At 51.9% G+C, this 26461-nt stretch carries 34 protein-coding genes; 1 reads left to right on the top strand and 33 read right to left on the bottom strand.

Going from position 1 to position 26461, the window contains the following annotated elements:
* Nucleotides 1–401: 401 nt before the first annotated feature.
* The 6 genes from PAT3040_RS05895 to rplM all read right to left on the bottom strand — a co-directional run bounded on the left by PAT3040_RS05895 (nt 402) and on the right by rplM (nt 11817).
* A complete protein-coding gene (locus PAT3040_RS05895; RefSeq protein WP_108991874.1) occupies nt 402–4703 on the bottom strand; it encodes a polysaccharide lyase family 8 super-sandwich domain-containing protein in 4302 nt (1433 codons plus the stop codon).
* Nucleotides 4700–8626: a polysaccharide lyase family 8 super-sandwich domain-containing protein gene (locus tag PAT3040_RS05890; protein WP_146200369.1), complete on the bottom strand. Its 3927-nt coding sequence runs from the start codon at nt 8624–8626 to the stop codon at nt 4700–4702. The genes PAT3040_RS05895 and PAT3040_RS05890 overlap by 4 nt, the downstream gene beginning before the upstream one ends.
* A 236-nt stretch (nt 8627–8862) precedes the next feature.
* A complete protein-coding gene (gene sat / locus PAT3040_RS05885) occupies nt 8863–10029 on the bottom strand; it encodes a sulfate adenylyltransferase (protein WP_108991872.1) in 1167 nt (388 codons plus the stop codon).
* A gap of 55 nt (nt 10030–10084) precedes the next feature.
* A complete protein-coding gene (locus PAT3040_RS05880) occupies nt 10085–10780 on the bottom strand; it encodes a phosphoadenylyl-sulfate reductase (protein WP_108991871.1) in 696 nt (231 codons plus the stop codon).
* A 186-nt stretch (nt 10781–10966) separates the two neighbouring features.
* Nucleotides 10967–11359: a 30S ribosomal protein S9 gene (rpsI, locus tag PAT3040_RS05875; RefSeq protein WP_087570336.1), complete on the bottom strand. Its 393-nt coding sequence runs from the start codon at nt 11357–11359 to the stop codon at nt 10967–10969.
* A gap of 20 nt (nt 11360–11379) precedes the next feature.
* Nucleotides 11380–11817 carry a 50S ribosomal protein L13 gene (gene rplM, locus PAT3040_RS05870; RefSeq protein ID WP_087570335.1) on the bottom strand — a complete coding sequence of 146 codons (438 nt, stop codon included), beginning with the start codon at nt 11815–11817 and terminating at the stop codon, nt 11380–11382.
* Nucleotides 11818–12159: 342 nt separating this feature from the next.
* Here rplM and PAT3040_RS05865 point away from each other — a divergent pair, with 342 nt between their 5' ends.
* The gene (locus PAT3040_RS05865; RefSeq protein WP_181376456.1) at nt 12160–13128 is read left to right on the top strand and encodes a DUF4097 family beta strand repeat-containing protein; all 969 of its coding nucleotides are present in this window, start codon (nt 12160–12162) and stop codon (nt 13126–13128) included.
* A 104-nt stretch (nt 13129–13232) separates the two neighbouring features.
* Here the strand turns inward: PAT3040_RS05865 and truA are convergent, their stop codons facing one another.
* From truA to rpsS, 27 genes are all read right to left on the bottom strand, one after another.
* Nucleotides 13233–14033, bottom strand: coding sequence for a tRNA pseudouridine(38-40) synthase TruA (gene truA / locus PAT3040_RS05860; RefSeq protein WP_108991869.1), 801 nt, complete (start codon nt 14031–14033; stop codon nt 13233–13235).
* A 101-nt stretch (nt 14034–14134) separates the two neighbouring features.
* The gene (rplQ, locus tag PAT3040_RS05855; protein WP_087570332.1) at nt 14135–14500 is read right to left on the bottom strand and encodes a 50S ribosomal protein L17; all 366 of its coding nucleotides are present in this window, start codon (nt 14498–14500) and stop codon (nt 14135–14137) included.
* A gap of 52 nt (nt 14501–14552) precedes the next feature.
* Nucleotides 14553–15497 carry a DNA-directed RNA polymerase subunit alpha gene (locus PAT3040_RS05850; RefSeq protein ID WP_087570331.1) on the bottom strand — a complete coding sequence of 315 codons (945 nt, stop codon included), beginning with the start codon at nt 15495–15497 and terminating at the stop codon, nt 14553–14555.
* Nucleotides 15498–15623: 126 nt separating this feature from the next.
* Nucleotides 15624–16019: a 30S ribosomal protein S11 gene (gene rpsK, locus PAT3040_RS05845; protein WP_028609630.1), complete on the bottom strand. Its 396-nt coding sequence runs from the start codon at nt 16017–16019 to the stop codon at nt 15624–15626.
* A 19-nt stretch (nt 16020–16038) separates the two neighbouring features.
* Entirely contained in the window at nt 16039–16407 is a 369-nt protein-coding gene (rpsM, locus tag PAT3040_RS05840) for a 30S ribosomal protein S13 (RefSeq protein ID WP_087570330.1), read from the bottom strand.
* Between the two features lie 19 nt (nt 16408–16426).
* Nucleotides 16427–16540 (bottom strand): 50S ribosomal protein L36, encoded by a 114-nt coding sequence (gene rpmJ / locus PAT3040_RS05835; RefSeq protein ID WP_003333770.1) that lies wholly within the window; start codon nt 16538–16540, stop codon nt 16427–16429.
* A 46-nt stretch (nt 16541–16586) separates the two neighbouring features.
* On the bottom strand, nt 16587–16802 hold the full coding sequence (gene infA, locus PAT3040_RS05830; RefSeq protein ID WP_015847200.1) for a translation initiation factor IF-1: 216 nt from the start codon (nt 16800–16802) through the stop codon (nt 16587–16589).
* A gap of 2 nt (nt 16803–16804) precedes the next feature.
* The gene (locus PAT3040_RS05825; RefSeq protein WP_087570329.1) at nt 16805–17086 is read right to left on the bottom strand and encodes a KOW domain-containing RNA-binding protein; all 282 of its coding nucleotides are present in this window, start codon (nt 17084–17086) and stop codon (nt 16805–16807) included.
* 1 nt (nt 17087) lies between these two features.
* Nucleotides 17088–17852: a type I methionyl aminopeptidase gene (map, locus tag PAT3040_RS05820; RefSeq protein WP_108991868.1), complete on the bottom strand. Its 765-nt coding sequence runs from the start codon at nt 17850–17852 to the stop codon at nt 17088–17090.
* On the bottom strand, nt 17852–18502 hold the full coding sequence (locus PAT3040_RS05815; protein WP_087570327.1) for an adenylate kinase: 651 nt from the start codon (nt 18500–18502) through the stop codon (nt 17852–17854). Before PAT3040_RS05815 ends, map begins: the two co-directional genes overlap by 1 nt.
* Nucleotides 18503–18595: 93 nt before the next feature.
* Complete coding sequence (gene secY, locus PAT3040_RS05810; protein ID WP_087570326.1) at nt 18596–19897, bottom strand: preprotein translocase subunit SecY; 1302 nt, start codon at nt 19895–19897, stop codon at nt 18596–18598.
* The gene (gene rplO / locus PAT3040_RS05805) at nt 19898–20338 is read right to left on the bottom strand and encodes a 50S ribosomal protein L15 (RefSeq protein WP_087570325.1); all 441 of its coding nucleotides are present in this window, start codon (nt 20336–20338) and stop codon (nt 19898–19900) included. It abuts the gene before it with no gap.
* Between the two features lie 46 nt (nt 20339–20384).
* Complete coding sequence (rpmD, locus tag PAT3040_RS05800; RefSeq protein ID WP_087570324.1) at nt 20385–20564, bottom strand: 50S ribosomal protein L30; 180 nt, start codon at nt 20562–20564, stop codon at nt 20385–20387.
* Between the two features lie 13 nt (nt 20565–20577).
* Entirely contained in the window at nt 20578–21075 is a 498-nt protein-coding gene (gene rpsE / locus PAT3040_RS05795) for a 30S ribosomal protein S5 (protein ID WP_068679339.1), read from the bottom strand.
* A 25-nt stretch (nt 21076–21100) separates the two neighbouring features.
* Nucleotides 21101–21469: a 50S ribosomal protein L18 gene (rplR, locus tag PAT3040_RS05790; protein WP_087570323.1), complete on the bottom strand. Its 369-nt coding sequence runs from the start codon at nt 21467–21469 to the stop codon at nt 21101–21103.
* 72 nt (nt 21470–21541) lie between these two features.
* Nucleotides 21542–22084 carry a 50S ribosomal protein L6 gene (gene rplF / locus PAT3040_RS05785; RefSeq protein WP_087570322.1) on the bottom strand — a complete coding sequence of 181 codons (543 nt, stop codon included), beginning with the start codon at nt 22082–22084 and terminating at the stop codon, nt 21542–21544.
* Nucleotides 22085–22115: 31 nt separating this feature from the next.
* Entirely contained in the window at nt 22116–22514 is a 399-nt protein-coding gene (rpsH, locus tag PAT3040_RS05780; RefSeq protein WP_087570321.1) for a 30S ribosomal protein S8, read from the bottom strand.
* A gap of 32 nt (nt 22515–22546) precedes the next feature.
* The gene (locus tag PAT3040_RS05775) at nt 22547–22732 is read right to left on the bottom strand and encodes a type Z 30S ribosomal protein S14 (RefSeq protein WP_013312154.1); all 186 of its coding nucleotides are present in this window, start codon (nt 22730–22732) and stop codon (nt 22547–22549) included.
* Nucleotides 22733–22757: 25 nt separating this feature from the next.
* Nucleotides 22758–23300, bottom strand: a complete 543-nt coding sequence (gene rplE / locus PAT3040_RS05770) for a 50S ribosomal protein L5 (RefSeq protein WP_087570320.1) — start codon at nt 23298–23300, stop codon at nt 22758–22760.
* 31 nt (nt 23301–23331) lie between these two features.
* Nucleotides 23332–23685 (bottom strand): 50S ribosomal protein L24, encoded by a 354-nt coding sequence (gene rplX, locus PAT3040_RS05765; RefSeq protein ID WP_087570319.1) that lies wholly within the window; start codon nt 23683–23685, stop codon nt 23332–23334.
* 49 nt (nt 23686–23734) lie between these two features.
* A complete protein-coding gene (rplN, locus tag PAT3040_RS05760; RefSeq protein WP_087570318.1) occupies nt 23735–24103 on the bottom strand; it encodes a 50S ribosomal protein L14 in 369 nt (122 codons plus the stop codon).
* A 46-nt stretch (nt 24104–24149) separates the two neighbouring features.
* Nucleotides 24150–24413 (bottom strand): 30S ribosomal protein S17, encoded by a 264-nt coding sequence (gene rpsQ, locus PAT3040_RS05755; RefSeq protein ID WP_068679351.1) that lies wholly within the window; start codon nt 24411–24413, stop codon nt 24150–24152.
* Between the two features lie 51 nt (nt 24414–24464).
* Nucleotides 24465–24665: a 50S ribosomal protein L29 gene (rpmC, locus tag PAT3040_RS05750; protein WP_087570317.1), complete on the bottom strand. Its 201-nt coding sequence runs from the start codon at nt 24663–24665 to the stop codon at nt 24465–24467.
* Nucleotides 24655–25089, bottom strand: a complete 435-nt coding sequence (gene rplP / locus PAT3040_RS05745) for a 50S ribosomal protein L16 (RefSeq protein ID WP_087570316.1) — start codon at nt 25087–25089, stop codon at nt 24655–24657. Before rplP ends, rpmC begins: the two co-directional genes overlap by 11 nt.
* Before the next feature lie 2 nt (nt 25090–25091).
* A complete protein-coding gene (rpsC, locus tag PAT3040_RS05740; protein WP_087570315.1) occupies nt 25092–25754 on the bottom strand; it encodes a 30S ribosomal protein S3 in 663 nt (220 codons plus the stop codon).
* 13 nt (nt 25755–25767) lie between these two features.
* Nucleotides 25768–26103 carry a 50S ribosomal protein L22 gene (gene rplV / locus PAT3040_RS05735; protein ID WP_087570314.1) on the bottom strand — a complete coding sequence of 112 codons (336 nt, stop codon included), beginning with the start codon at nt 26101–26103 and terminating at the stop codon, nt 25768–25770.
* Between the two features lie 44 nt (nt 26104–26147).
* On the bottom strand, nt 26148–26429 hold the full coding sequence (gene rpsS / locus PAT3040_RS05730; protein ID WP_087570313.1) for a 30S ribosomal protein S19: 282 nt from the start codon (nt 26427–26429) through the stop codon (nt 26148–26150).
* Nucleotides 26430–26461: the final 32 nt, after the last annotated feature.

Genomic DNA, 26461 nt, shown 5'->3' with positions numbered 1-26461 from the left:
AGCTTCCACTACGCTCCGCTCCTCAGTTTCTACCTTCTTTCAATCTTCTCGGTGCTGAAAACCGTACTTTTTGAACTCTCACTCTATGAAAAAATTATACCAATGAAGCCGAGGACCGGCTATTCATATAACCCTGGCAACTTTAGGATAAGCAGAGCGGGGGCTGATGGCAGGCGAAATTTTTGGTTGATACGTGCACTATTTTTACCTTTTCCCCATCGTTCCCGTTTTTTGCGATCGCGAGGTGCGATTGGCCCAAGTTTGTCGGTCACACCGACAAACCTCACCCGAAACTAGCCAATTGTTGTAGTCCAAATGAAAAGCCCCCAATCCCAAAATGAAATGGGGTTGAGGGCCTCCTCGTTTAGCTGATTCGCTGATTCATCGTTTCACCGTTTCATCTATTCCCGATTCAAAGCGCGCAGAAGGACTGTTACCGCCTCGGCTCTGGTTGCTCCTGCATTCGGCACGAAGCGATTGCCTCCTTTACCTTGGAACAGTCCGTTCTCGAATACGGCGGCAACGCTGTCACGCCCCCATGCCGGTATGTCACCGGCATCAGCAAACACATGCTCCGTCTGCTTGCTGCGTGTCAACTCCAGCACTCTGGCGATCATGACCGCCATCTCCAGGCGGGTAATCGGACGGTTCGCGCGGAATGTGTTATCCTCGTATCCGGCGATAAATCCATTGGTTACGCCAATGGCAATCGCATCGCGCGCCCACTCCGGCAATTGCTCCGTGTCCGCAAAGGCCAGTGTATTCGCTTTATTCAGTCCGAGCGCCCTGACCACCAATACGGCGAACTCCGCTCTGGTCATCGCCTTGTCCGGACGGAACGTACCGTCAGGATAACCATTCAGCCAATTCAGCTTGGCTGCCTCCTTGATTACGCTCTCCGACCAATGTCCTTGCACATCCGACCATTCGCGCGGCTCATCCGTACCTGGTTCGTCTGTTCCTGGCTCTTCCGAACCCGGTTCATCCGTACCCGGTCCGCCTGTTCCTGGTTCGCTTGTACCTGGATCACTTGTACCTGGTCCACCCGTTCCAGGTTCCCCGGTGCCAGGTTCGCCCGTACCCGGTTCCTCCTTCTGCGCCTTGACGGTGACGGCAATCGAAGTCGGACGCAGCGTCAGCTCCTTGCCGGTGCGGTCCGCTGCTTGTGCTTCGACAACTTCAAGTCGCGTCGTTGCCGTTTCTTCGACCGATGCTGCTTTGAACACAAGCTTGACCAAATTTTCATTTCCGCCAAGCGGCTGGCCAAGCCCGGCCACGATTACGCCGAGACGGCCCGGTTCATTGGCCAGACCGGCCACAATGATGTGCTGCTGAGCGGCTTCGGCAGAATCGAAGATCAACTTTTCCGAATCATACTCCACTACAAATTCGCTTGCGTACAAATGATTCAAACCCGTGTTAATGCGATACATGATTTCGATCGATTCGCCGGCGACCGCTTGCTCCGGTCCGACAAGCTCTGCGGTCGGAGTAGAGATCGTAACGGCAAGCTGTTTCGTTTGCTCCACATTGCCCGCCTTGTCGGTGGAGCGGTATTCCACCCTATAGCTGCCGTCGCCTTGCAGTACGATCCGGCCCGCATCAACCGTCATCCAGCCTCTGCCATTGATGCGGTACTGCGTGCGCCATACGCCCCAGCCGCCCTCATTGTCTTCGGCTTCAACCAGCAGCGTTACCGGCTGACCGTTGAGACCGGCCGATGCCGCTTCCGCTTCGAAACGAACGGTCGTGGCCGGCGCAGTCTCATCCTTCATCAACAGTTCCAGATACGAACGGTAAGTGCCGCCTTCATTCTCGCGGCTTCGTATTTCCGAGCTCTTGTCGCCATTGAATTGGCGCAGCATAACCGTCGCCGTTTCATTGGACAGGAGCTCCTGATTCATAAACGACGTCACATCGAAGCTTCTCCACTCATTAGTCGCGTTGAAGGTTACGTCGTCCATGCGAGCGCCTTCGGCCGGCCTATTGTTATAATTCAGGCCGGTTTCCGTCCAGCTGTCATCCTCCACGGCATAAGCGCCTATGTTCGCAGTGCCTCCCGCGCTGTCGTTCACTCTGCCGTAGACATAAAGATAAGCGCGTTCGACTTCGGAACTCAGCGTGGAAAGATCGTATTTCAGATACGTTCTGCGGTCATATAAACCCGTACCGTTACGAATGTTCAAGTAACCTGTATTTCCATAATTGACAGCGGCATTGGCTCCGCCATTGACATAAGCATCCGCGGTCACATCCACTCGGATCACCGCTTCCGGATCCGGGGAAACTCCTTCCTCGACAGGCAAGTCGGTATCGGCGTCCGGATCTACCTTCAGCTTGATCGTTTGGCTGGCGCCTTTCGTACCCGCGGTCGCCACCTCCAGCAACACGGACGGCGAAGAGCGCAAGACCGTAACCGTCGAATCGGCCTCAAGCTGTTCCAGCGCGACTGCCGCCAGCTCTACTCTCACTTTGGCTTGTGCTTGCGTCGGGTCGGAAACCACAACCGTCCATTCGTCTCCTGCTTCCTTCACCATCACGGAAGCGGGCTGATAGGCGCGTACTTGCTCCGTTTCCCCGGCCCGCCAGAAGTTGATGCCCGTAACGCCGAGCTTCGTCTCCTGCACCGCCTGCATTGCGGCGGTATTGCTCAGGATGCGAATATCCGGATTTTCGCTGTACATGTTCGTATCCCCGGTATTTTTGCCCGGAAGCAGTACATACGCATACTCCGCAGCCGTCGCTTTCGCGCCGTGCTCGACAGCCAGGCTCAAATAATTGCGCGTAAGCGGAGTCGTCGGCCCCGAAGGATTGATCGAGCTCCACGCTTCGCTTCGCGTCTCGCGCAGCGCGCTAACATCCGAGCCCCCCGGGAAATAGTAGCCGACATCCGCCCCCGGCAACGTACCCGCAATATGTGCCCACTGTACTTGACTTAGTTTCTCCGACCAGTCGGACTGTGCCGGCATCATCTCGCCGTCGACAGTCAGCGCATTCTCGTCCGCCGATGCAATCATCCGATTCTCAACGATCGTTTCGACCTGTTTCCCGTCCGTTCTTGGCGTTCCGGTCGTCAGGTCGGCGCCAAGCGCCACAATTTCATCATCGAACATAAACCACGACTTCTTGCCTCTCAGATCGCTGCCGGGCGGAGACAAATCCATGCCTGCCGCGCCGTACGCCTTGTCCAGCGACGAACCGCCGACCCAAGTAGAGCTTGTCGTCCTGGTTGCGGTGCGCTGCTTGCCGTCCGAAGTGACACCCGCGAGTCGCAGCGGATCAATCGTCGGCCAGAAGCCGTCCCGATAATAACCGGCGTCCTGATTGTACAGATACGTCATGCCGTCGCCTGTATACCAGCCCTTCGTATGTTCGCCGTTCGTGCTGCCTTCGTAGTTGGCAATGCGTGTAGAAGACATGCTGATTCCGAAAGTAAACGCCTCGCGCGAATGGACGATACGATCCATGGCCGTGAGCGCATAGTTGCGGGCCAATCCGCCGCGACGTTCAATCGAATCGTCGTTCAGCAATTTCTTCAGCGCCACGATGTCGCGAATCGGTACTCCGTCATACGGGCTTGCAACCGACTGATCCGCAAGGAGCCATTCCTTCACCATCTCCTTGTAGCGCTGCGCTTCTTCAGCCGGTGCAAACTGCGACAGCCGCAGAATCGTCCATACAGCGCCTCTTGTATTGTTATTGTAACGCGATACCGCCCTGCCGCTAACCATCTCCATTATATGCCCGTTATAAATAACCGGCTCGAACGAATCAGTCACCCAGTTCCATACATTTTCAAAGCCGGGACTGTCGATCGGCCAGTCGGAATCAGCCAGAAGAGTCAGCAGCTTGCCCATATTGCCGAGCAGCACGCTTCCGTAGCTTCCCGTGTACGCGATATTGTTGTGCTGGATGAACGAACCGTCCTTATAGAAGCCATCTCCGCCGCTCACATAAGGGAACACCGAATCGAGCGCGTCGCGCGACTGCGCGATTTTGGCCTCGTTGCTCCCCAGAATGCCGCGCAGCACGACAGCCAGCGCTTTGTCCATCAGATTGGCTCCCGTCTCCGTCAACCCGGGTGCGCCGATCAATCTTTTGCCCGGATTGGGCACAAAACGGTCGATCGTGCTCGTATAAGCCGAAATCTGCTCCTCGCTCATATCGTCGTACATCAGCGTGACGATATCGGCAAGCGCAAGCGGCGCTCCGATCTCCCAATCCCACCAGTTGTTGTATGAAGCTCTGGTTACGTTGTAGCGATTCTGATACATCCAATCGATACCCGCGAGGATATCATCCCGCAGCCCGGTATCCTTATGCAACTCCGTTCCAGGCGTCGCAAACGCAATCGCCATATCCTTTAATCGATTGTAGGAATTCGTGATATGACTCGAATTGGTTGTGCTGTTGTAGTCCGCCCACAAGGATGAACGACCTTCTTGTTTGTTCATCGTATCCCACGCCCCGGTGCCAGACTCATTGGTCACCTTAGCCGCGTTCGCCTGAGCGGCACGTTTAATATCTTCGTCCTGCAGATCAATATCTGTACCGCCAGTCAGGAAATCGAACCATTTCAGACGCAGCTCGCCAAGCTTTTCCGACTGCTGCGCGGCAGCTGCAGGAGTCGGCTGCAGCAGCGTAAACACCAATGACAATATCGTCGTAATAATGAGACCCGTTCGCAGTTTGCCCGATTTCACTTGTCCCCAGCTCCCCTTTCAGATGGATTTCCACTCAGCAATCGCGAACCGTACCATTGCAAGTCGGCATCGTCGATTTTCCCGTTGCCGTTCCGGTCCGCAGCCTTGACGCCATCCCATCCGGGACTGTTTTTGCTTAAACCGTAATGGGCCGAAGCAATCGACAGGTCGCCAAGCGTCAACTCGCCATCGCCGTTCAGATCGCCTTCGGCGGCTGCGAACGAGATCAGCAAATACGATTTGTACAACCCGGCTTGATTCTCCTTGCCGCGAATTTCCACCGTATAGTCGTTTGTACCCTGCAAGACCAGGCTGACGGTTCCATCGCCCGCCAGTTGTTCGCGCACAAAGCCGGTTACATCGAGCTCCCGCCAGTCATCCGGTCCGTCAATAAGGGTCCGGTCGAGCGCTCCCCCGACAGCCGGCATCGTATTCCAGGTAAGCTCCTGTTCTTTCCAGTCATCGGAAGCGGCTCCGTGAACGGTAATTTCCGTTTCCGTGGAACGAGAATCATTGGTTTTCCCGTAAACGATCAGTTTGGCTGATTGGATCGGGCCTTCGAGATGGCTAATATCATACTTCAGCCAAGTTTGACGCAAGTAGTCTCCTACGCCCTTCTTGACATTCAGATAACCAACCGATCCAAAGTTCTGCGCCGCCTTGCTGCCGGCATTGGTATACGTATCTTCCGACACATATACAATCTCCTGCTTGCCAACCTCCGGTTCGTCAGTCCCGATATCCGGAGTTTGCGAAGCGTCATAACGGAAGCTTACGGTCCTCGTGCCTCCAAGCGCTCCCGCAGTATCCACCTCAAGCTTCAGGAACGGCTCCGTCTGGGTCACCTTGATGCCGGAGTCTGCCTCCAGTTGTTCCAGCACGACCTTGCCTACATTGAGCACCAGCTTGTTCTGCTTCTGAGTCGGGTCGGAGACGGCGATGGTCAGCTTCTCTCCATCCTCCTTCACGATGACGGATGCAGGCTGGTAACTGCGAACGAAGTCGGCTGTATCCGATGTCCAGAAGTTGAACGCGGTCAGTCCGAGTCCGCTCTCGCGCACCGCATGCACATTGGAGCTGTCGCTAATAATTTCAATATCCGGATGCCCGCTGTAGCTCTCCGTTTGTTCCGCTTCAAAGCCAGGCAACAGCACGTACGAGTAAGACTCGTTGCGCGGCGCTGTGCCATGATCGAAAGCAAGGCTGGCGTAATGGCGTGTGATCGGCTCCGTCGAACCGCTGTCGTTCACATTTCGCCACGAGCCGGTTCTTGCCTCGCGTATGCCCTTAATATCGGCTGTACCGGGGAAGTAGTACCCGATATCGGAGCCTGAAGTATTGCCTTCCAGATGCGCCCAGCTAATGCCGGACAATTGCGCTTGCCAGCCTGCTTCCGTGGACATGGCCTCGCCATCCGCAATCAGCTTGTTGCCGCCTTGTTCATTTAACTGGCGGTTTTCCACAATTGTTTCGACTTTGCGGGAATCGGTGTTCGTAATGCCCGAGCCGACCGCCACGATTTCATCGTCGAACATAAACCAGGATTTTTTGCCCTGCAGCTTGCTGCCGGTGCTTTTTCCTAAAGCAAAATCCATCCCCGCGACTCCGTACAGCTCATCGATCGATGCGCCGCCGACCCAGTCTTTGCCGTTCATATAAGCTCCCCATGCAGCGGGGGTAATCGCATAACCGTCCGTCGTCGTTCCGGGCAGTCGAAACATGTCCACGGTCGGCCAATATTCGTTGCTGTATTGTTTGATGTCGCTGTTATATAGCGTGGTCATCCCGATACCGGTATACCAGCCCTTCTTGTTCTCTCCGTTCCCGAATTCAAAGGCGGAGATGCGATCGGAGAACATACTTGCCGAGAAGCCGAAACCTGGGCGCAAATGCATGATCCGATCCATCGCGGAAAATTGTTGATGTTTGATCAACTCGCCGCGAGGCGTTACGGCCGGATCGTTCACGATCGCCTTCAGAGCAGCTACGTCGTACAACGCCACTCCCTCGTAATAATTGTCGAAGCTGGTATCCTTCGTCACCCATTCCTTGATTGTACTTTTCATCTGGCTCGCATATGGCTCCGGCGCAAACCCGGCCAGACGGGCAAAAGTACGGATGACTCCCCTTCCCGCCAGATGATCCGAATCTTGCTGACGAGCAATGCTTCTGCCTTTGACGTTGTCCATAATGGCCCCGTCATAAATTAATGACTCGAAGCTGTTTTCCAGCCAATTGTATACGCGGGAAAGACGAGGATCGTCGACAGGCCAAGGCGAATCGTCAAGCAAGTACAGGAGATCGGTTACGCGTCCGACTAGCACGCTGCCATATGCGCCGGAATAAGCGACATTGTAATGCTGAATCAGCGAGCCGTCCGCGTAGATTCCGTCGCCGCTTGTCGCATATTCGAATTCATCCGGCAGAACGCCCCCGCCCAGCGCAATCTTGTCGCCGCGCTCTCCGACAATGCCGCGCAGCACAACAACAAGCGCTTTATCGAGCAGATTTGCGCCAACCTCGATAACATTGGCATTTTGCACCCTTTTTTTCGGATCGGGTACAAATTTGTCAATCACTTTCATATAACGTTCCCGTTGCTCTGCGGTCAGGACGTCGTACATCAGCACGTTCAAATCCATCAACGCTTGCGGCGTGCCGATTTCCCAATCATACCAATTGCCGACGATTGGTTTGGTTTCGTTATATTGATAAGTGTGCATCCATTCCATCGCCCGTACGATATCTGTGGCCAGCTCCTCATTGTGATGATAGAGCGAGCCCGGGGTTGCGTAGGAGACAGCCATCTCCCTGATCGTCGAATAAGCTTTGCTCATAACCGCGGAGTCGGTATTGCTTCTGCTAATTCCGCCCTCCCACAACGTATCGGCATCGGCGGCCGTATGAAGCAAATCCCAACTTCCGGTTCCTTCCCCGTTGGAAACCTTCTCTGCCAACTTAACCAGGAATGCTGCGGCATCGGAATCATCCGGCGGAAGAAGCGTTACGCCCGTCAGCTTGTCCAACCATCTTTGCGTAAGCTCGCTGTATGCGGCGACCGTTTCCGTAGACTCGACCGTTATTGCGGCTTGGGCGCGCAGCAATCCGTCAGCTCCGGTTGCCGTAATAACAGCGCTTCCATTCGCGATTGCCGTAACGGATCCATTCAGAACAGCCGCTACGTTTTCATTGGACGATTGCCATTGCAGCGGTACAGAGTCTCCTTCTGGCGTAAATATCGGCGTCAAGAGCTGGGTGTCTCCGACATTTAAAGCCGTCGCTTCAGGCTGCAGCTTCAAGCCCGTCGGTCCATCCCATGCTTCCAGCCGCAGTTCGTCGAACCAGACTTTCCCCAGACCGGTTTCGAAAAACGGTTCTACGACGAGGTATCTGGCATCTGCAGGCACGGTTACCAATACTTCGAGCTTTGTCCAGTCATTCGTACCGCGCATCCGTTCCGTCGACGGACCATCGCTTACCTTCTCGTGAGTCGTGCTTCCGTCAACGCCGTTTAACGTTTTGTAATATTGCGTACGGATGAATGCACCTAGAGCGGACGTGACTTCCTCCGTCTTGATCCATGCGCTCAATCGGTAACGCTGGTCGCTCTCGACACGAGCGTTTGTCGTCAACGCCGTACGACTTGACGCGCCGTGCACGATCTGCGCGGCGTATTGCCCCGAATAACGGACCTGATCGGTAACCGATATGTCGGCATTACCGCTGGCCCGCCATAAAGTCCAATCTTCCGGACGTTGCCCTCCGTTCCAGGTCGCCGCTCCAGTTGCGGTTACAAGCTCAAATCCGCCGTTGGAGAACAGATTCTCGTCATCCTCGCTAGCGGAGCCCGGTATCGCTCCGAACAGACCTGTCAGCATACAGAGCACCAGCAGCATAGAAAGCTTTCTCGTTGCAGTTCTCAAGGTAATCCTCCCTCCAAATGATGAATATTCCGAAACTTACCTATCCATCATAGAAGAGCGGGTATCCCTGCGACGGGTCAAATTTTGACCCTATGCGTGTATTTTTTTGATTCAATCATTGGTACGAACGACAAAACGCCCGCCTTCCGAAGAAAGCGGACGTTGCCATGTGCGATATTCCTTGAAGAATGCGTTATACATGCAACTGACAGGCGGTAATATACGAACGTTTTCCTTTAACCTACAGGCTGCTCCGACATGCCTTCGATCAGAATCTTCGCCACTTCAGGACGGGAGAACTCTGGCGGCGGGCAAACGCCATCGCGAAGCAATGCGCGCACCTTCGTGCCGGACAACGTCAGATGCTGTTCCTTGTCGTGCGGGCAAGTTTTCGTTGTAGCCATATTGCCGCAAGCCTTGCAGAAGAAGCTGTGCTCGAAGTACAACGGCGTTATGCCGAGATCTTCGGCAGGAATCGTCTTCAGCAGCTCTTGCGCCTCGTAAGTGCCATAGTAGTCGCCTACACCGGCATGATCGCGGCCAACGATAAAGTGCGTGCAGCCATAGTTCTTGCGGACGATCGCATGAAAGATCGCCTCGCGCGGTCCCGCATAACGCATCGCTGCCGGGAATACGCCCAGGAACACACGGTCCTGCGGATAGTAGTTCTCCAGAAGCGCCAGATAGCTCTTCATTCGTACGTTGGCAGCCACGTCATCCGACTTGGTCTCGCCGACAAGCGGATTCAGGAAAAGCGCATCTACGATCTCCATAGCCGTCTTCTGGATGTATTCATGAGCGCGGTGAACCGGGTTGCGCGTCTGGAAGCCGACAACCGTCTTCCAGCCCTTTTCCGCGAACAAACGGCGTGTCTCCGACGGATCGTAATAGAACTCTTGGAACTTCTCCGGTTGCGGACGGTTCAATACCGTAATGGAGCCGCCTACGTAAATATTCGAGCGCTCAAACAGCTTCTGAACGCCTGGATGAGCGAGGTCGTCCGTTTTGAAGATCTTGACCGCTTCTATGTTCTGATCGACCATATAAACGCTCTCTACATCGATAATGCCATAAGTGATGCCATCTTCGCCAACGAGCGCGGCGCGTTCGCCAGTCTTTAACTCGGCAGCCTTCGCTTCACTTACAGACAGCGTAATCGGAATACTCCATACCGTTCCGTTCGACAGGCGCATTTGGCTGACAACGGCATGGTAATCGGATTCACCCAGGAAACCTGTAAGCGGGGAAAATGCGCCTACTCCGATCAGATCAAGGTCAGAGATCGTCCATGTGTTAATGATGATGGTATTAAGATTTGCGGCTTCTGCCAGAAGCGCTTCGCGTTGTTCGCCGGCTGCGATTCGATTGACCAATTCGCCGCCATGGGGAGCAATTTGACTCATGATGGGATAATGCCTCCTATAATGGAAGTTCAAAAATACGCTATTCTATATTATCTTACTTATGCAAACCGCACTCCGTCTTCTCTTGCCCCGACCAGCGTCCTGCGCGCGGGTCTTCGCCAGGCATAACTTGACGCGTGCAATACTCGCAGCCAATGCTTGGATAATAATTATCGTGAAGCGGATTGTATACAACGTTATTCTCGCGGATGTAATTCCATACATCGTCAGACGTCCAATGTGCGATCGGATTAAACTTTACGAGTCCAAACTTCACGTCATATTCGATCTTCTTCGCGTTAGCGCGGGTTGGAGCCTGATCACGTCTGATTCCTGTGATCCACGCCTCGTATTTGGACAGAATCTTCGTCAGCGGCTGTACCTTGCGAATGTCACAGCACTTGTTGGCGTCGCTCTTCCACAGTTGTTCCCCGAACTGCTCTGCTTGCTCTTCAGGAGTAATCTCCGGTTTCACTTCCACGAATGGAATGCCAGGATAAGCTTCCGCGATTCGGTCGCGCGTCTCGTACGTTTCCTTGAAGTGGAAGTCCGTATCCAAGTAGAAGATGTCTGTCTTCGGGCTAATCTTCTGAAGCATATCAACCAGTACGACGTCCTCCGCACCGAAACTGCACGCGAACGTAATATTCGGGAAAGTCTCGACGGCGAATCGGATAATGTCTTCCGGCGATGCATTCTCGAGTTCTACAGCCTTCTGCGCAATAAGCGCTTCTTTCTCAAACAAATTCATTGGTCGTTACCTCCGTCTTTAATTCCAAGTAAATTGGTCTGTATTATCGATTATAGTACTTTCAAGCCAAATGTTCAATCCTTCTTTCCACCAATATGAGAAAAAGTTTTCGAAGTGACAGCTTTGCGCTTGTCTGGGCAAAAAAAATACCATCTTTGCATGTAGCAAAGATGGTATTTCGTCATATTAACGTTTCGAGAATTGTGGAGCGCGACGAGCCGCTTTAAGACCGTATTTTTTACGTTCTTTCATGCGCGGATCGCGAGTCAGGAAGCCTGCGCGCTTAAGGGACGGACGGAACTCAGGGTCTGCTTTGAGCAGAGCACGGGAGATACCGTGACGGATTGCGCCAGCTTGACCGGACATGCCGCCGCCGTTAGCGATAACCAATACATCGTACTTGGACAATGTGTCAGTCAGGTTAAGCGGTTGTTTAACGATCAGCTTCAGCGTTTCCAGACCGAAATATTCGTTTAAATCGCGTTTATTAACAATGATTCGTCCTTCACCCGGCACGAGACGTACACGTGCAACAGAGTGTTTACGACGACCTGTTCCATAGTATTGCACTTGAGCCATGAAACTTGTCCTCCTCTTTATTAGCCGCGAAGCTCGTAGACTTCAGGGTTTTGGGCTTGATGTGGGTGTTCCGCACCTGCGTAGACTTTCAGCTTAAGTTTCATTTTGTTGCCCAGACGGTTCTTAGGCAACATGCCGTGCACAGCCAGCTCCATCATGCGCTCTGGCTTGTTTTTCAACATCTCGTGTGCAGGAGTGACTTTCAAGCCACCTGTGTACATGGAGTGACGGTAGTAGTTTTTGTCAGCCATTTTGTTGCCTGTCAGAACGATTTTCGAAGCGTTGATGATAACAACGAAATCGCCAGTGTCGATGTGAGGCGTAAATTGCGGTTTGTGTTTGCCGCGGATCAGGCTTGCAGCTTCGCTAGCCAGACGTCCGAGCGTTTTGCCTTCCGCATCGATGACGAACCATTTACGTTCGACTTCATTCGGCTTAGCCATATAGGTGGTACGCATGGATGATCCTCCTTAATTCTCTTACATTAATCGTTTTATAACAACGTTGCCGTTGGTTTGTTATTCATGGTTGGAACTTGCATTTGGATGGCCATTCTTAGTCGGGGCTGTGGGAGAGCCACTAAGAAAGCACAAGTTATATTCTACTATAAATAATAGGGAAGTGCAAGCCGTATTTGCAATTCTCTTTGCTTCACGTTCTCCCCATGCTGGACCTAAGGCCAGTCTTCGGGTAAGCCAGCAGGCTGTTTCTTCTTGGTATCTCCATTGTTACAATAAGAACATCGGAATCGTCACGGATCGATGCGGCGAATCCAAGCCAATATGCAAGGAGCGTTTATAATGAAACCAAACAAAGCACTCGGTACGCTGCTCGTACTCCTCGGAGCGATCGCGCTTGTCTACCTGTTCTTCAATCAAGGCAATACCTCGTTTGGAAGCCTGTTCTCCGGGTTTACCAAACCCGTCCATGACGAGCGAACATTCTCTTCTAACGAATTATCGAACATCGCCATCGACTCCAGCAGCCTGGATGTAAATATCGTCCGAGGCCATTCAGACGAAGTTATAGTAACCTTAGAAGGACGCGCTACGAAACGTGTTGCCAATGATTTGCTGCTCAAGGCAGACCAAGACGGCGATACGCTGAATCTGTCGTTGCAATCGGATCGTGGCTTCCGGTTCGGATTCCATTGGTCCAATGTTAAGCTGACCGTCGAACTGCCGGAGAAGTCCTGGGGCACGTTAACTGCCAAGCTAAACAGCGGCGACATCGAGCTTGGCTCCTCCGACTTCGAAACCGTCGAGCTCCGAACGAATTCCGGCGACATCGAGGTTCAATCGATATCAGCTTCCGCTGAGCTTGAATTAAAAGCAACGAGCGGCGACATCAAGCTCAAGGATATTACTGCACAGTCTATAAAACTTGATACCGCCAGCGGCGATGTGGAACTGGAACGTTACGAAGCGGAAAAACTCAAATTCAATGTCGGCAGCGGCGATGTTTCCTTAGAGGATGGATCTGGCGCGCTCCAAGGCCTGACGGGATCCGGCGACATTACATTGGACACCTCGACGATCAACCACGATGTCGATCTGAAGGCAGGAAGCGGCGATATCCTTATCTCGCTTGATCATGAGCCGGAGTCGCTTGCCGTGCAATTCCGCACCAGCTCCGGCGACGCCATCGTCCGCATGAACGGATTCAACGAGCAGGGCAAGAACGGAGAACGGGAAGTGAACGGCGCTTTCGGAAGCGGCGAGCATAAGCTTACCGTACGCACCGGCTCCGGCGATATTATTTTGAGATAATCCGATCCAACCTATAGGGACAGTCTCCCCCTCGAGGCTGTCCCTTCTTCATGCCGGCGAAGGTCTCCCAATCTGACCGCTACGACTCCGTCAAAGACCAGCCCCTACTCCTCATCCTCGTCTCGAAAATCACTTTCATGATCATCCAGAGGTTCTGGCGCGCTCCACCCGCCGTACTCTACGTCTACCAGCGTTAATCCGTGCGCCATCGCCGTAGGTCCGGCAAGCGAACGAGACTTGCCTTCCAGAATCCGCCCCATATCGGCCGGCTTCAACTTGCCTTGCCCCACCCACAGCAGCGTTCCCATAATGACGCGCACCATATTGTATAAGAACCCGTTACCCGTAATGTACATATGAAGCGCACCTTCCTCCAATTGGAAGCTAGCTTCATAGATCGTACGAATATGGTGAGGTTTGGTGGAGTGAATCGATGTATACGATGTAAAGTCATGTCTGCCTACCAGGTAAGCCAGCCCTTCCTCCATCGCGGCAATATTCAACTTTGTCGGATGATGAAACCTATAGGGCCTCATAAATACGTCAGGAAACTTATTTAAGTCGATCGAGTAACGGTACGTCTTCCGTTTGGCGGAACGACGAGAATGGAATTCAAGCGGGACGTCCCACGCCTCCAGAATAACAATGTCCTTCGACAACCTTGTATTCAGCGCGATCGCCCAGCGCTCCGTTGGAATCGTCGAAGCCGTATGAAAGTTGAAAACCTGGCCCATGGCGTGAACGCCGGCATCCGTCCGTCCGGAACCGATTATGACAATCTCTTCACCCGTAAGGTGGCGAATCGCTTTCTCGATTTCGTGTTGAACGGTTCTTCCGTATGGCTGCGATTGGAAGCCGTTAAATCCGCTTCCGTCATAACTAACTTTCACGCCGATGTTGCGCATGCCTCTCCTCCCCGTTCTTCGATAGTCCCGCCGCAATAAAAAAAAGGTGGCCTCAAGAGTCCACCCTTCCTTTTAATCAAAGTTCCATTACCATTTATAGACTACGCGCGGTCGACCAGCTCAAGGTAAACCATAGGCGCGGAGTCACCACGACGCGGTCCAAGCTTCAGGATACGCGTATATCCGCCTGCGCGCTCCGAATAACGAGTTGCCAGTTCGGAGAACAGCTTTTGGATTGCGTCTTGTTCGCCGTCAACAGTCTCGCGACGTACGAATGCAGCAACTTGACGACGAGCGTGCAGATCACCTTTTTTCGCTTTCGTGATCAGCTTCTCAGCGATAGAACGAACCTCTTTCGCTTTGGCTTCAGTCGTTTGGATGCGCTCATACAGGAACAAATCCGTTACGAGATCGCGGAACAATGCTTTCCGCGCGCTTGCGTCACGGCCCAATTTTTGATATGCCATTTTGTTTTCCCCTCCCTTGCTTTGTGTTTAACATTGCTGTCTGATTACAAGACTACTCTTCCATGCGCAGGCCAAGACCCAGCTCTTCCAGCTTCTCTTGAACTTCTTCCAAGGATTTGCGGCCCAGGTTACGAACCTTCATCATATCCTCTTCGGATTTCGTGATCAGCTCTTGAACGGTGTTGATGCCTGCACGCTTCAAGCAGTTATATGAACGTACGGACAGATCCAGTTCTTCGATCGTCATCTCCAGAACCTTCTCTTTTTTGTCCTCTTCCTTCTCAACCATGATTTCGGCATCTTTGGCTTCATCCGTTAATCCAACGAACAAGTCCAAGTGCTCGGTCAAAATCTTAGCGCCGAGGCTTACAGCCTCTTCAGGGCGAATACTGCCGTCCGTCCAAACTTCAAGCGTCAGCTTGTCATAGTTGGTGACTTGGCCGACGCGTGTGTTCTCTACGCTGTAATTAACCCGAGTAATGGGCGTGTATATCGAATCGACAGGGATGACGCCAATCGGTTGATCGTCGCTCTTGTTCCGGTCCGCTTGCACGTAACCGCGTCCCCGATTAGCAAAAATCCGCATATGGAGCCGCGCTCCGGAGGCCAAGGTCGCAATGTGAAGATCAGGGCTTAAAATTTCGACATCGCTATCAGCTCGAATGTCGCCCGCTGTTACGTTCCCTTCGCCTTCCGCGTCGATCTCCAACACTTTCTCCTCGTCGGAGTGGATCTTCAGCGAGAGGCCTTTCAGGTTCAGAATGATTTCCGTTACGTCTTCAATCACTCCGGGAACCGTAGAAAACTCATGCAGCACGCCGTCGATTTGAACCGACGTCACCGCCGCGCCAGGCAAAGACGACAATAAAATTCGGCGAAGCGAATTTCCAAGCGTCGTGCCGTATCCGCGTTCCAGCGGCTCGACCACGAAACGTCCGTAAGTGCCCTCGTTATTCAGCTCTACGGTTTCGATTTTCGGCTTTTCGATCTCAATCACAAATAGTACCCTCCTTCAAACGTCGCTCCGTTACCTTGTCGTTATTTATGTCAAATCTCGTAGTATGCCAAACCTTCACAACCATTATTCACAAGTTGCAGTCATTTGATACCACAGTGGATCTAACTATACGCGACGACGTTTCGGTGGACGGCATCCGTTATGCGGAACTGGGGTTACATCCTTAATGAGGTTAACTTCCAATCCAGCAGCCTGCAGCGAACGAATCGCCGCCTCGCGGCCAGCGCCAGGTCCTTTAACCATAACTTCGACAGTTCTCATGCCATGCTCCATAGCCGCTTTCGCTGCGGATTCGGCAGCCATCTGAGCTGCGAACGGCGTGCTTTTACGGGAACCTTTGAAACCAAGGTTGCCGGAGCTTGCCCAAGAGATTGCATTACCATGCGGGTCTGTGATCGTAACGATCGTGTTGTTGAACGTCGAACGAATGTGAGCCACGCCAGTGTCAATGTTTTTCCGATCGCGACGTTTTGTGCGAACGACTTTTTTTGGTTTAGCCATTGTCCATTATCCTCCTTTCTTATTTCTTCTTGTTCGCTACAGTACGACGTGGACCTTTGCGCGTACGCGCGTTTGTTTTCGTACGTTGACCGCGAACAGGAAGTCCGCGACGGTGACGAAGACCACGGTAGCAGCCGATCTCAGTTAGACGCTTGATGTTAAGCGAAATTTCGCGACGAAGGTCGCCTTCCACTTTAACATTCTTGTCGATGGCTTCGCGCAGACGAGCCAGCTCATCCTCAGTCAGATCGCGAACGCGAGTGTCTGGGTTAACTTCCGTGGAAGCCAGGATTTTTTGCGAAGTCGTTTTGCCGATACCGAAAATATACGTCAGGGCGATTTCAACGCGCTTGTCGCGCGGAATATCTACACCAGCTATACGTGCCATGGGCTATATTTCCCTCCTTTTATCCTTGTTTTTGTTTGTGTTTCGGATTTTCACAAATCACCATAACGTTGCCTTTGCGACGAATGACTTTGCATTTCTCGCAAATCGGCTTAACCGAAGGTCTAACCTTCATTGTGATTACCTCCCGAATCTTTCGAAAAGCTTGCCGCTAACCGCGGTTACTTCCGATAGGTGATGCGCCCTCTTGATAAATCGTAAGGCGATAACTGTATAACCACTTTGTCTCCGGTCAGAATGCGGATGAAGTGCATTCTAAGTTTGCCGGATACATGTGCGAGAATTTGATGACCGTTCTCCAGCTCCACCTTGAACATCGCATTCGGCAACGGCTCAATAACCGTACCTTCGACCTCAATGACGTCTTCCTTCGCCACCGTCATTCTCCTTTCGCATGCGCGTACTTCTGAATTGCGTAACGTAATTTGGCATTCGTCACTCTGCCTGTTTCTTGCAAGCTGCTTATTACCTCATGACTAAAGGCAGGCTGTAACATCAGATGCAGAACGTTCTTTTTCTTGGGCTGGTCGAACCTTCGCTTGTCGCCGTCCGCAATCATGACGAACTTGTCGTCGATAATGGCAATGACCACGGCATAACTGTCTTCGTCCTTGCCTCGAAGTACTTTGACGAACTGACCAATCCGGGGATGAGCATCCACCTTACACCTCGGACTGCTGCGGCAGAATGGTCAATATTTCAAAGCCGTCCTCTGTGACGGCAACCGTGTGCTCAAAATGAGCGCACCAGGAACCGTCTTGCGTTACGACTGTCCAATCGTCTTCGAGCGTTCGTACATATCGTTCTCCGATATTAACCATCGGCTCGATGGCAAGCACCATACCCGGCTTCAGCCGCGGTCCCCTGTCCGGTATACCATAGTTCGGTATTTGCGGTTCTTCATGCAGTTCCGCGCCGATTCCGTGCCCTACGTATTCCCGTACTACCGAGAAACCTGCTGCTTCAATAACCTTCTGGATGGCGTGCGATATCGTATAAAGCCTGACATCAGGCTTAACGAGCGCAAGTCCCGCGTATAGCGATTCTTCCGTCACGTCGAGCAGTCTCTGAACTTCTGGCGTCACGCTCCCGACCGCATAGGTCCAAGCGGAATCGCCATGATAGCCTTCGAACTGCGCTCCGATGTCGATGCTTATTATATCGCCCTCGTTCAACTTGCGTGATCCAGGGAATCCGTGCACCAACTCGTCATTTACAGAAGCGCAAATGCTGGAAGGAAACCCATTGTAACTTTTAAAGGAAGGAACGGCATTCTGACTTCGAATGTACTGTTCGGCAATACGGTCAAGCTCACCTGTGGTGATGCCCGGCTTTACTGCTGCTGCCATCAACCGATGCGTTTCCGCAACGATCCGTCCGGCTTCCCTCATTAATCGCAGCTCCGATTCGGATTTGCAAATAATCATTACAACGTACCTTTCAGGCAGGAAACGATATCGCTTGTAACAACGTCGATATCCTTCTCGCCGTCGACTTCGCGCAGCAGACCTTTACCGCTGTAGTAATCAAGAAGCAGAGCCGTCTTGGACGTATATTCGTCCAGGCGCGTGCCCATCTTCTCTTCCGTATCATCGGAACGTTGATACAGCTCTCCACCGTCCTTGTCGCAGATGCCTTCGACCTTAGGCGGGTTGAATAGTACATGGTAAGTCGATCCGCAAGACTTGCAGATGCGTCTGCCCGTCAAACGAGCAAGCAGCAATCCGCGGTCAACCTTCAGGTTCACGACATGATCGACGCTCCGGCCTAGCTCCGTCAGCATGACATCAAGCGCTTCGGCTTGCTGCAGCGTACGGGGAAAGCCATCCAGAAGGAAACCCTTCTCGCAATCGTCCAGAGCAAGACGCTCCTTCACGATGCCGTTCGTAATTTCGTCCGGAACAAGAAGACCTTGATCGACATATTCCTTCGCTTTCAGACCGAGCGGCGTGCCTTGTTTCATCGCAAGACGAAATGCGTCGCCCGTCGAAATGTGGGGAATGCCGAACTCTTCTACGATCCGCTCTGCTTGTGTACCCTTGCCGGCTCCCGGGGGGCCCATGAATAAAATGTTCATTACCGTGTTCCTCGCTTTAAACGCAGGAAGGCTCGTTCGGGCACCGCACCGCACTAGCCTTAAGAGCGCGGCAGCCCGCTTTCGAACCTGCTGTTATTTATTGATAAACCCTTTGTAATGACGTTTGATCAACTGGCTCTCGATCTGCTTCATCGTATCAAGCGCAACGCCGACAACGATGAGGAGCGATGTGCCGCCAAGCTGCACGGACCGCGGTAATCCCGCCAATGCTCCAAAGAACACTGGGAATACGGAGATCGCTGCCAAGAAGAGTGCACCCGTGAGCGTAATCCGCGACATAACGCGAGTCAGGTAAGCGGACGTCGGCTTGCCAGGACGGATGCCCGGGATATAACCGCCGTTCTTCTTCATCTGATCTGCCATTTGCACAGGATTAATTTGCACGAATGTGTAGAAGAAGGTGAAACCGATGATCAGCAATACGTACAATACCATGCCAAGCGGCCGGTCATAGTTCATATTGTCGATGATCCATTGCGCCCAAGGCTTGGTGGACCAGAAGTTGGCAATCGTTACAGGGAACATGATCAGGGATACCGCGAAGATAACCGGGATTACGCCCGCGCCGTTAACCTTCATTGGAATGTGAGTCGATTGTCCGCCGTACATCTTACGTCCGACAACACGCTTCGCGTATTGAACCGGGATCTTCCGGATACCTTGCTGAATAAAGATAACGCCGACGATGATCGCGATAATCACGAGTACGATCAGCACCATCTTCGCGATGTTCAAGAAAAGCTGGTCTTGCGCATCGATGAATTGATCTTGATACAACGTGCGGATGTGACCAGGGATACCGGCTACGATCGCTGCGAAGATCAAGATGGAGATACCGTTGCCGATACCTCTCTCCGTAATTTGCTCGCCGAGCCACATCAAGAAAGCTGTACCAGCTGTCAGGATGATTGCGATGACCAAGTAGTCTACGAAGTTTGCGCCCGGAATCATTTCAAGTCCGAAGGAGCGGTTGAAGCCAATCGCTGTTGCGAAGCCTTGTACCAAACCAAGGATAATCGTGCCGTAACGCGTAATTTGAGCCAGCTTGCGCTTGCCGTTTTCGCCTTCCTTCGCCCATTCCGCAAACTTCGGGATAACGTCCATCGACAAGAGCTGCACGATGATCGATGCCGTGATATACGGCGTAATACCGATCGCGAAAATGGAGAATTGGAAGAGCGCACCGCCCGAGAACGTGTTCAGCAAGCCGAACAAGTCAGCGCCTTGCGAATCCATGTTCTCGAATACGGTTTTGTCTACTCCCGGTACCGGAATGAAAGAACCGATCCGGTAAATGAAAAGAATGAAAAGCGTGAAGAGGATCCTTGTACGCAGATCCGCCACTTTCCAAATGTTGGACACGGTTGTGAACAATTAGATCACCTCGGTTTTACCGCCGGCAGCCTGGATTTTCTCTACCGCAGATTGAGAGAACTTGTTTGCTTTAACAGTGAGCTCTACTTTCAATTCACCATTACCCAAGATTTTGATTCCTGCCAAAGGGTTACTGATAACTCCTTGCTCAAGAAGAACCTCTGGTGTAACTTCTGTCCCTGCAGCAAAGCTGTTCAGATCTTCAATGTTAACAATCGCGTACTCCTTGCGGAATGGATTGTTGAAACCGCGCTTCGGAACGCGACGGTACAAAGGATTTTGGCCGCCCTCGAATCCAGGACGAACACCGCCGCCGGAACGAGCATTTTGACCTTTATGGCCTTTGCCTGCTGTTTTGCCGTTGCCGGAGCCGATACCGCGACCTTTGCGCTTAGGCGCCGCAGTCGAGCCTGGTGCTGGTGCTAACTCATGCAATTTCATCGTTCGTGCACCTCCTTGTTTATTTCGTGTACTGCATTATCGTAATTTAAACTTCTTCGACTTTAACCAGGTGGTTAACTGCGTTAACCATGCCGCGAATCGCCACGTTGTCGTCATGAACGACCGATTGACGAATCTTGCGAAGGCCAAGCGCTTCAACCGTTGCGCGTTGCTTCTCGTTGCGACCGATTAAACTGCGAACGAGGGTGATTTGCAATTTTGCCATCTTATTTCCCTCCTTAACCTAACAGCTCTTCGACTGTTTTGCCACGCAGCTTTGCAACGTCTTCCGCACGTTTCAGACGGGACAGACCTTCCAGCGTCGCGTTAACCATGTTCAGGGAGTTCGAAGAACCAAGAGATTTCGTTAAAATGTCGCCTACGCCAGCCAGCTCGAGAACCGCACGAACCGGGCCGCCGGCGATAACGCCAGTACCTTCGGAAGCAGGCTTCAGCAGAACTTCGCCAGCACCGAAGTGACCAAGTACGAGGTGAGGAATCGTAGTTCCTACGAGTGGAACGTGGATCAGGTTTTTCTTCGCATCTTCAATGCCTTTGCGAATCGCATCCGGCACTTCGCCTGCTTTACCGATTCCCGCGCCAACGTAGCCTTTGCCGTCGCCGACTACTACAAGCGCGCTAAAGCTGAAACGGCGTCCGCCTTTTACAACTTTTGCAACGCGATTGATATGAACAACTTTTTCAGTCAGTTCTAACGTATTAGGATCTACACGCAAGTCGTTTAACCTCCTTATTGAGTGATTAGAAATTCAAGCCAGCTTCGCGTGCTGCGGTTGCCAGCGCAGAAATTCTGCCGTGATACAAGTAACCTCCGCGGTCGAATACAACCTCGGTTACGCCTTTTGCTTGAGCGCGTTTCGCGATCAGCTCGCCAACTTTAGCAGCAGCTTCAACGTTGCCGCCGTTGCCGATTGCCTCTACCAGCTCTTTATCCTTAGTGGATGCTGCAGCCAGTGTTACGCCTGCTACGTCGTCGATCAGTTGAGCGTACATATGTTTGGCGGAACGGAATACGGACAGACGCGGACGTGCTGCCGTGCCGTTGATTTTCTTGCGAACACGAAGGTGTCTTTTCAGACGGGCCTTGTTTTTGTCGCCTTTCGTAATCATGCTTGTGTTCCTCCTTTCTTAACGCCTTAGGAAGCTATTGCATGGAACGTCTCACGTCCCTGTTCGTTCAACTTACTTCTTCTTACCAGCTTTACCTTCTTTGCGGATGATGCGCTCGCCTTCGTATTTGATACCTTTGCCTTTATACGGCTCAGGCTCGCGTACGGCACGGATTTGAGCGGCAACAGCGCCTACGCGCTCTTTGTCGATTCCGCGAACGGTAATTTTCGTGTTGACTGGCACTTCGAACTCGATGTTGCTCTCGGGAGCAATTTCAACCGGGTGGGAGTAACCAACGTTAAGCACGATTTTATCACCGGATTTGCTAGCACGGTAACCTACGCCAACGAGCTCCAGATTTCTTGTGAAGCCGTCAGTAACACCTGTCACCATGTTTGCGATAATGCTGCGCGTCGTTCCGTGCAGGGAACGATGCAATTTATTGTCGGAAGGACGTTCGATCACGATCTCGTTCTCCGCTACATTCACTTTCATGTCCTTGTGAAATTCGCGAGTAAGCGTGCCTTTCGGTCCTTTAACAGTAATGATTGTGTTGTCCAAGTTGATAGTTACACCAGCTGGGACAGCAATTGGTTTGCGACCAATACGGGACATTGTTACACCTCCTGTCTTTCTGACTTATTTCTTACCAAACGTAGCAGACGACTTCGCCGCCGGATTTCACCTGGCGAGCTTCCTTGTCTGTCATAACGCCTTTGGACGTGGAAATAATCGCGATTCCCAGTCCGCCAAGCACGCGAGGAACCTCAGTTGCTTGCGTGTATACGCGCAGACCTGGCTTCGAGATACGCTTAAGGCCAGTGATAACGCGCTCTTGGTTAGGGCCGTATTTCAGGAAAATACGGATAATCCCTTGTTTGTTGTCTTCGATATATTCAGCATCGCGGATAAAGCCCTCGCGCTTCAAGATTTCAGCGATTTGCTTCTTCACTTTCGAAGCAGGCATCTCCACTGTTTCGTGACGAACGACGTTCGCATTGCGAATGCGCGTCAACATATCTGCAATCGGATCAGACATAACCATTTATGTGAACCTCCTTCCCGAACTAGGCTTGATTACCAGCTTGCTTTTTTCACGCCAGGAATCTGGCCCTTGTATGCTAACTCGCGGAAACAAATCCGGCAAATTTTAAACTTTTGAAGAACAGAGTGCGGACGGCCGCAACGCTCACAGCGCGTATAAGCGCGCACTTTGAATTTCGGTGTGCGTTGTTGCTTCACTTTCATCGAAGTTTTTGCCACTGGGTATTACACCTCCTAAAGTGGATTACTTCGTGAACGGCATGCCCATTTGGGTCAGCAGCTCACGAGATTCTTCGTCCGTTTTTGCCGTCGTGACGATGACGATGTCCATACCGCGTACTTTATCAACTTTATCGTATTCGATCTCAGGGAAGATCAGCTGTTCCTTAAGGCCCAGCGTGTAGTTTCCACGTCCGTCGAACGCTTTGGTCGATACACCGCGGAAGTCACGTACACGCGGAAGGGAAATGTTGAACAGCTTGTCGAGGAAGTGGTACATGCGCTCGCCGCGCAGCGTTACTTTAACCCCGATCGGCATGTTCTCACGAAGCTTGAAGCCCGCGATGGATTTTTTGGCACGAGTGACAACCGGCTTTTGACCGGAGATGATGCGCAGCTCTTCTACGGCAACATCGAGAATTTTGGAGTTGGAAACTGCTTCGCCAACACCCATGTTAATTACGACTTTCTCAATCTTCGGAACTTGCATAACCGAAGTATAGTTGAACTTCTGCATCAGGGCAGGAGTGATTTCATTAAGAAAGCGACCTTTCAGTCTTGCTGTCATTGTTCATGGACCTCCTTTCTTACCATAACGATTAGTCGATCTGTGCTCCGGATTTTTTAGCAATCCGTACTTTCTTGCCGTTATCCAGCACTTTGTAACCGATACGGGTTACGCCGCCGCTCTTCGGATCTACGTGCATCACGTTCGAGACGTGGATTGGAGCTTCCTGCTCGATGATTCCGCCTTGCGGGTTCGCTTGGGAAGGACGCGAATGCTTCTTCACCATGTTGACTCCCTCAATCAGCACGCGGTTCTCACGAGGATAAGCTGCGATGACGCGGCCCTTCTTACCTTTGTCTTTACCGGTAATGACGATGACCGTATCGTCTTTCTTTACATGCAATTTATTGTTGTGGGATTCCAATACTTTTTTCAGTCTTGGCATTTGTTACACCTCCTGCTCGCTAAGCTATCAGGCCTTTATCTTGTCGTTCTTAGATTACTTCCGGTGCAAGCGATACGATCTTCATGAAGTCCTTATCGCGAAGCTCACGGGCAACTGGTCCGAAGATACGAGTGCCGCGAGGGCTCTTGTCTTCTTTGACGATTACGGCAGCATTCTCGTCGAATGCGATGTAGGAACCGTCTTTACGGCGAACCGAACGCTTCGTACGAACGATAACCGCCTTTACTACGTCACCCTTTTTGACAACGCCGCCTGGCGTTGCTTGTTTGACGGAGCAAACGATCAGATCACCGATGTGGCCAACGCGACGGCCAGTACCGCCGAGTACGCGGATACACATCAATTCTTTAGCGCCGGAGTTGTCGGCAACACGCAAACGTGTAAATGGTTGAATCATGGATTACGTCCTCCTTTCGACATTCATGCGGGCACTGCTGCGCTCATTAAAGTACAACGGCTACTTCGACAACCTCAACCAATCTGAAGCGCTTGTCTTTGGATAGTGGACGAGTCTCCATGATTTTGACGGTATCGCCGATTTTCGCTTGGTTGTTCTCGTCATGGGCTTTATATTTTTTCGTGTATTTGATGCGTTTATGGTACAAATCATGTTTTTTGTAAGTTTCTACAGCCACCACGATTGTTTTATCCATTTTGTCGCTTACCACTTTGCCGATTTGAACTTTGCGGGCATTGCGTTCGCTCATGTTTTGCCTCCTTCCTTCATCCGTGATCGGTTTTTTGTGCAAGGTTTATAATTAGCTGGTAATTCCGAGTTCTCTTTCACGCAAAACGGTTTTAGCACGAGCTATTTCCTTACGCACATCACGGATTCGAGTCGGGTTGTCCAGTTGACCCGTAGCCAATTGGAAACGAAGGTTAAACAACTCTTCTTTGAAACCGGCGATTTGTTGTTCAATCTCAACAGAGGTTAGGTTGCGAAATTCACTAGCCTTCATTTGCTTCACCACCCACTTCTTCGCGTTTCACGAACTTCGTTTTAACAGGCAGTTTGTGAGCCGCAAGGCGCATTGCTTCACGAGCTACTTCTTCAGGTACGCCAGCCAGCTCGAACATGATTTTGCCCGGCTTAACAACAGCTACCCATTTCTCAACGTTACCTTTACCGCTACCCATCCGCACCTCGAGAGGCTTTTGAGTGATCGGTTTGTCAGGGAAAATCTTGATCCATACTTTACCGCCACGCTTGATATAACGAGTCATCGCGATACGAGCCGCTTCGATCTGGCGGTTCGTGATCCATGACGGTTCAATAGCTTGAAGGCCGTATTCGCCGAAAGCAACCGTAGTGCCGCCTTTCGCGCGACCTTTCATATTACCGCGTTGTTGCTTGCGGTGTTTTACACGTTTAGGTACCAACATGATTAGTTGCCTCCTTCCTGGGGAGCTTTCTTCTTCGTAGGAAGGACTTCGCCACGGTAGATCCATACTTTTACGCCGATGCGGCCGTAAGTCGTATGTGCTTCAGCTGTGCCGTAGTCGATATCAGCACGAAGCGTATGAAGCGGAACCGTGCCTTCGCTGTAGCCTTCACTACGCGCGATCTCTGCACCACCGAGACGGCCGCTGACAGCGGTTTTGATCCCTTTGGCACCAGCGCGCATGGAACGTTGAATTGCTTGTTTCAATGCACGACGGAAAGATACGCGACGCTCAAGTTGTTGTGCGATGCTTTCAGCTACCAAGATAGCGTCCAGATCGGCTTGTTTGATTTCAGAGATGTTGATGTGGACTTTTTTGCCCTTCGAGATCTTGCCCAGCTCCGTACGCAGGTTTTCCACTTCGGAACCGCCCTTGCCGATAACCATACCTGGTTTAGCGGTTTGGATCGTCACGTTCACGCGGTTAGCCGCGCGCTCGATCTCGATGTGGGATACTGCTGCGTCTTTCAGCTTGTTCTTCAAGTACTCACGGATTTTTACGTCTTCCAAAAGAAGATCGCCAAAGTCTTTGCCTGCGTACCATTTGGATTCCCAATCACGGATAATCCCGACACGAAGACCGACTGGATTTACCTTTTGACCCACACGTTATCCCTCCTTATTTTTCAGATACCACCAAGGTGATGTGGCTGGTTCTTTTGTTAATCCGGCTTGCGCGACCCATCGCGCGCGGGCGGAAACGTTTCATAGTAGGACCTTGGTTTGCGTATACTTGCGATACGACCAAGTTGTTTACGTCCATTTGGTAGTTGTGCTCGGCATTAGCAATCGCAGAGTTAAGCAGCTTCTCGATGATTGGGGAAGCAGCTTTAGGCGTGTGACGCAAAATCGCGATCGCCTCGCCAACCTTCTTGCCACGGATCAAGTCCGCTACGAGCTGCGCTTTGCGAGGAGCGATACGTACGAAATTAACGTGCGCTTTTGCTTCTGGCATGTGGGAACCTCCTCTCGTTCGTTAGAAAATAGATAAAGGGCAAATTAACGTCTGCCCGTTTTTTTATCGTCGTTCGCATGGCCTTTGTAAGTACGAGTCGGTGCAAATTCACCAAACTTGTGTCCTACCATGTCCTCAGTCACGTATACCGGCACGTGTTTGCGTCCGTCGTATACCGCGATCGTGTGTCCGATGAATTGCGGGAAAATCGTCGAACGGCGGGACCATGTTTTGATTACGACCTTTTTGTTCGTTTCGTTCAGGCCCTCGACTTTCTTAAGCAGATGACCGTCGATGAATGGACCTTTTTTCAAACTGCGACCCATGTAGAATCCTCCCTTCGCATAAGCGCTGGCGT

Source organism: Paenibacillus agaridevorans, from assembly GCF_003112455.1.
Classification (GTDB): domain Bacteria; phylum Bacillota; class Bacilli; order Paenibacillales; family Paenibacillaceae; genus Pristimantibacillus; species Pristimantibacillus agaridevorans.
Note: the sequence above shows the minus strand (reverse complement) of the source record. Positions and strands in the feature narration are given on the sequence as shown.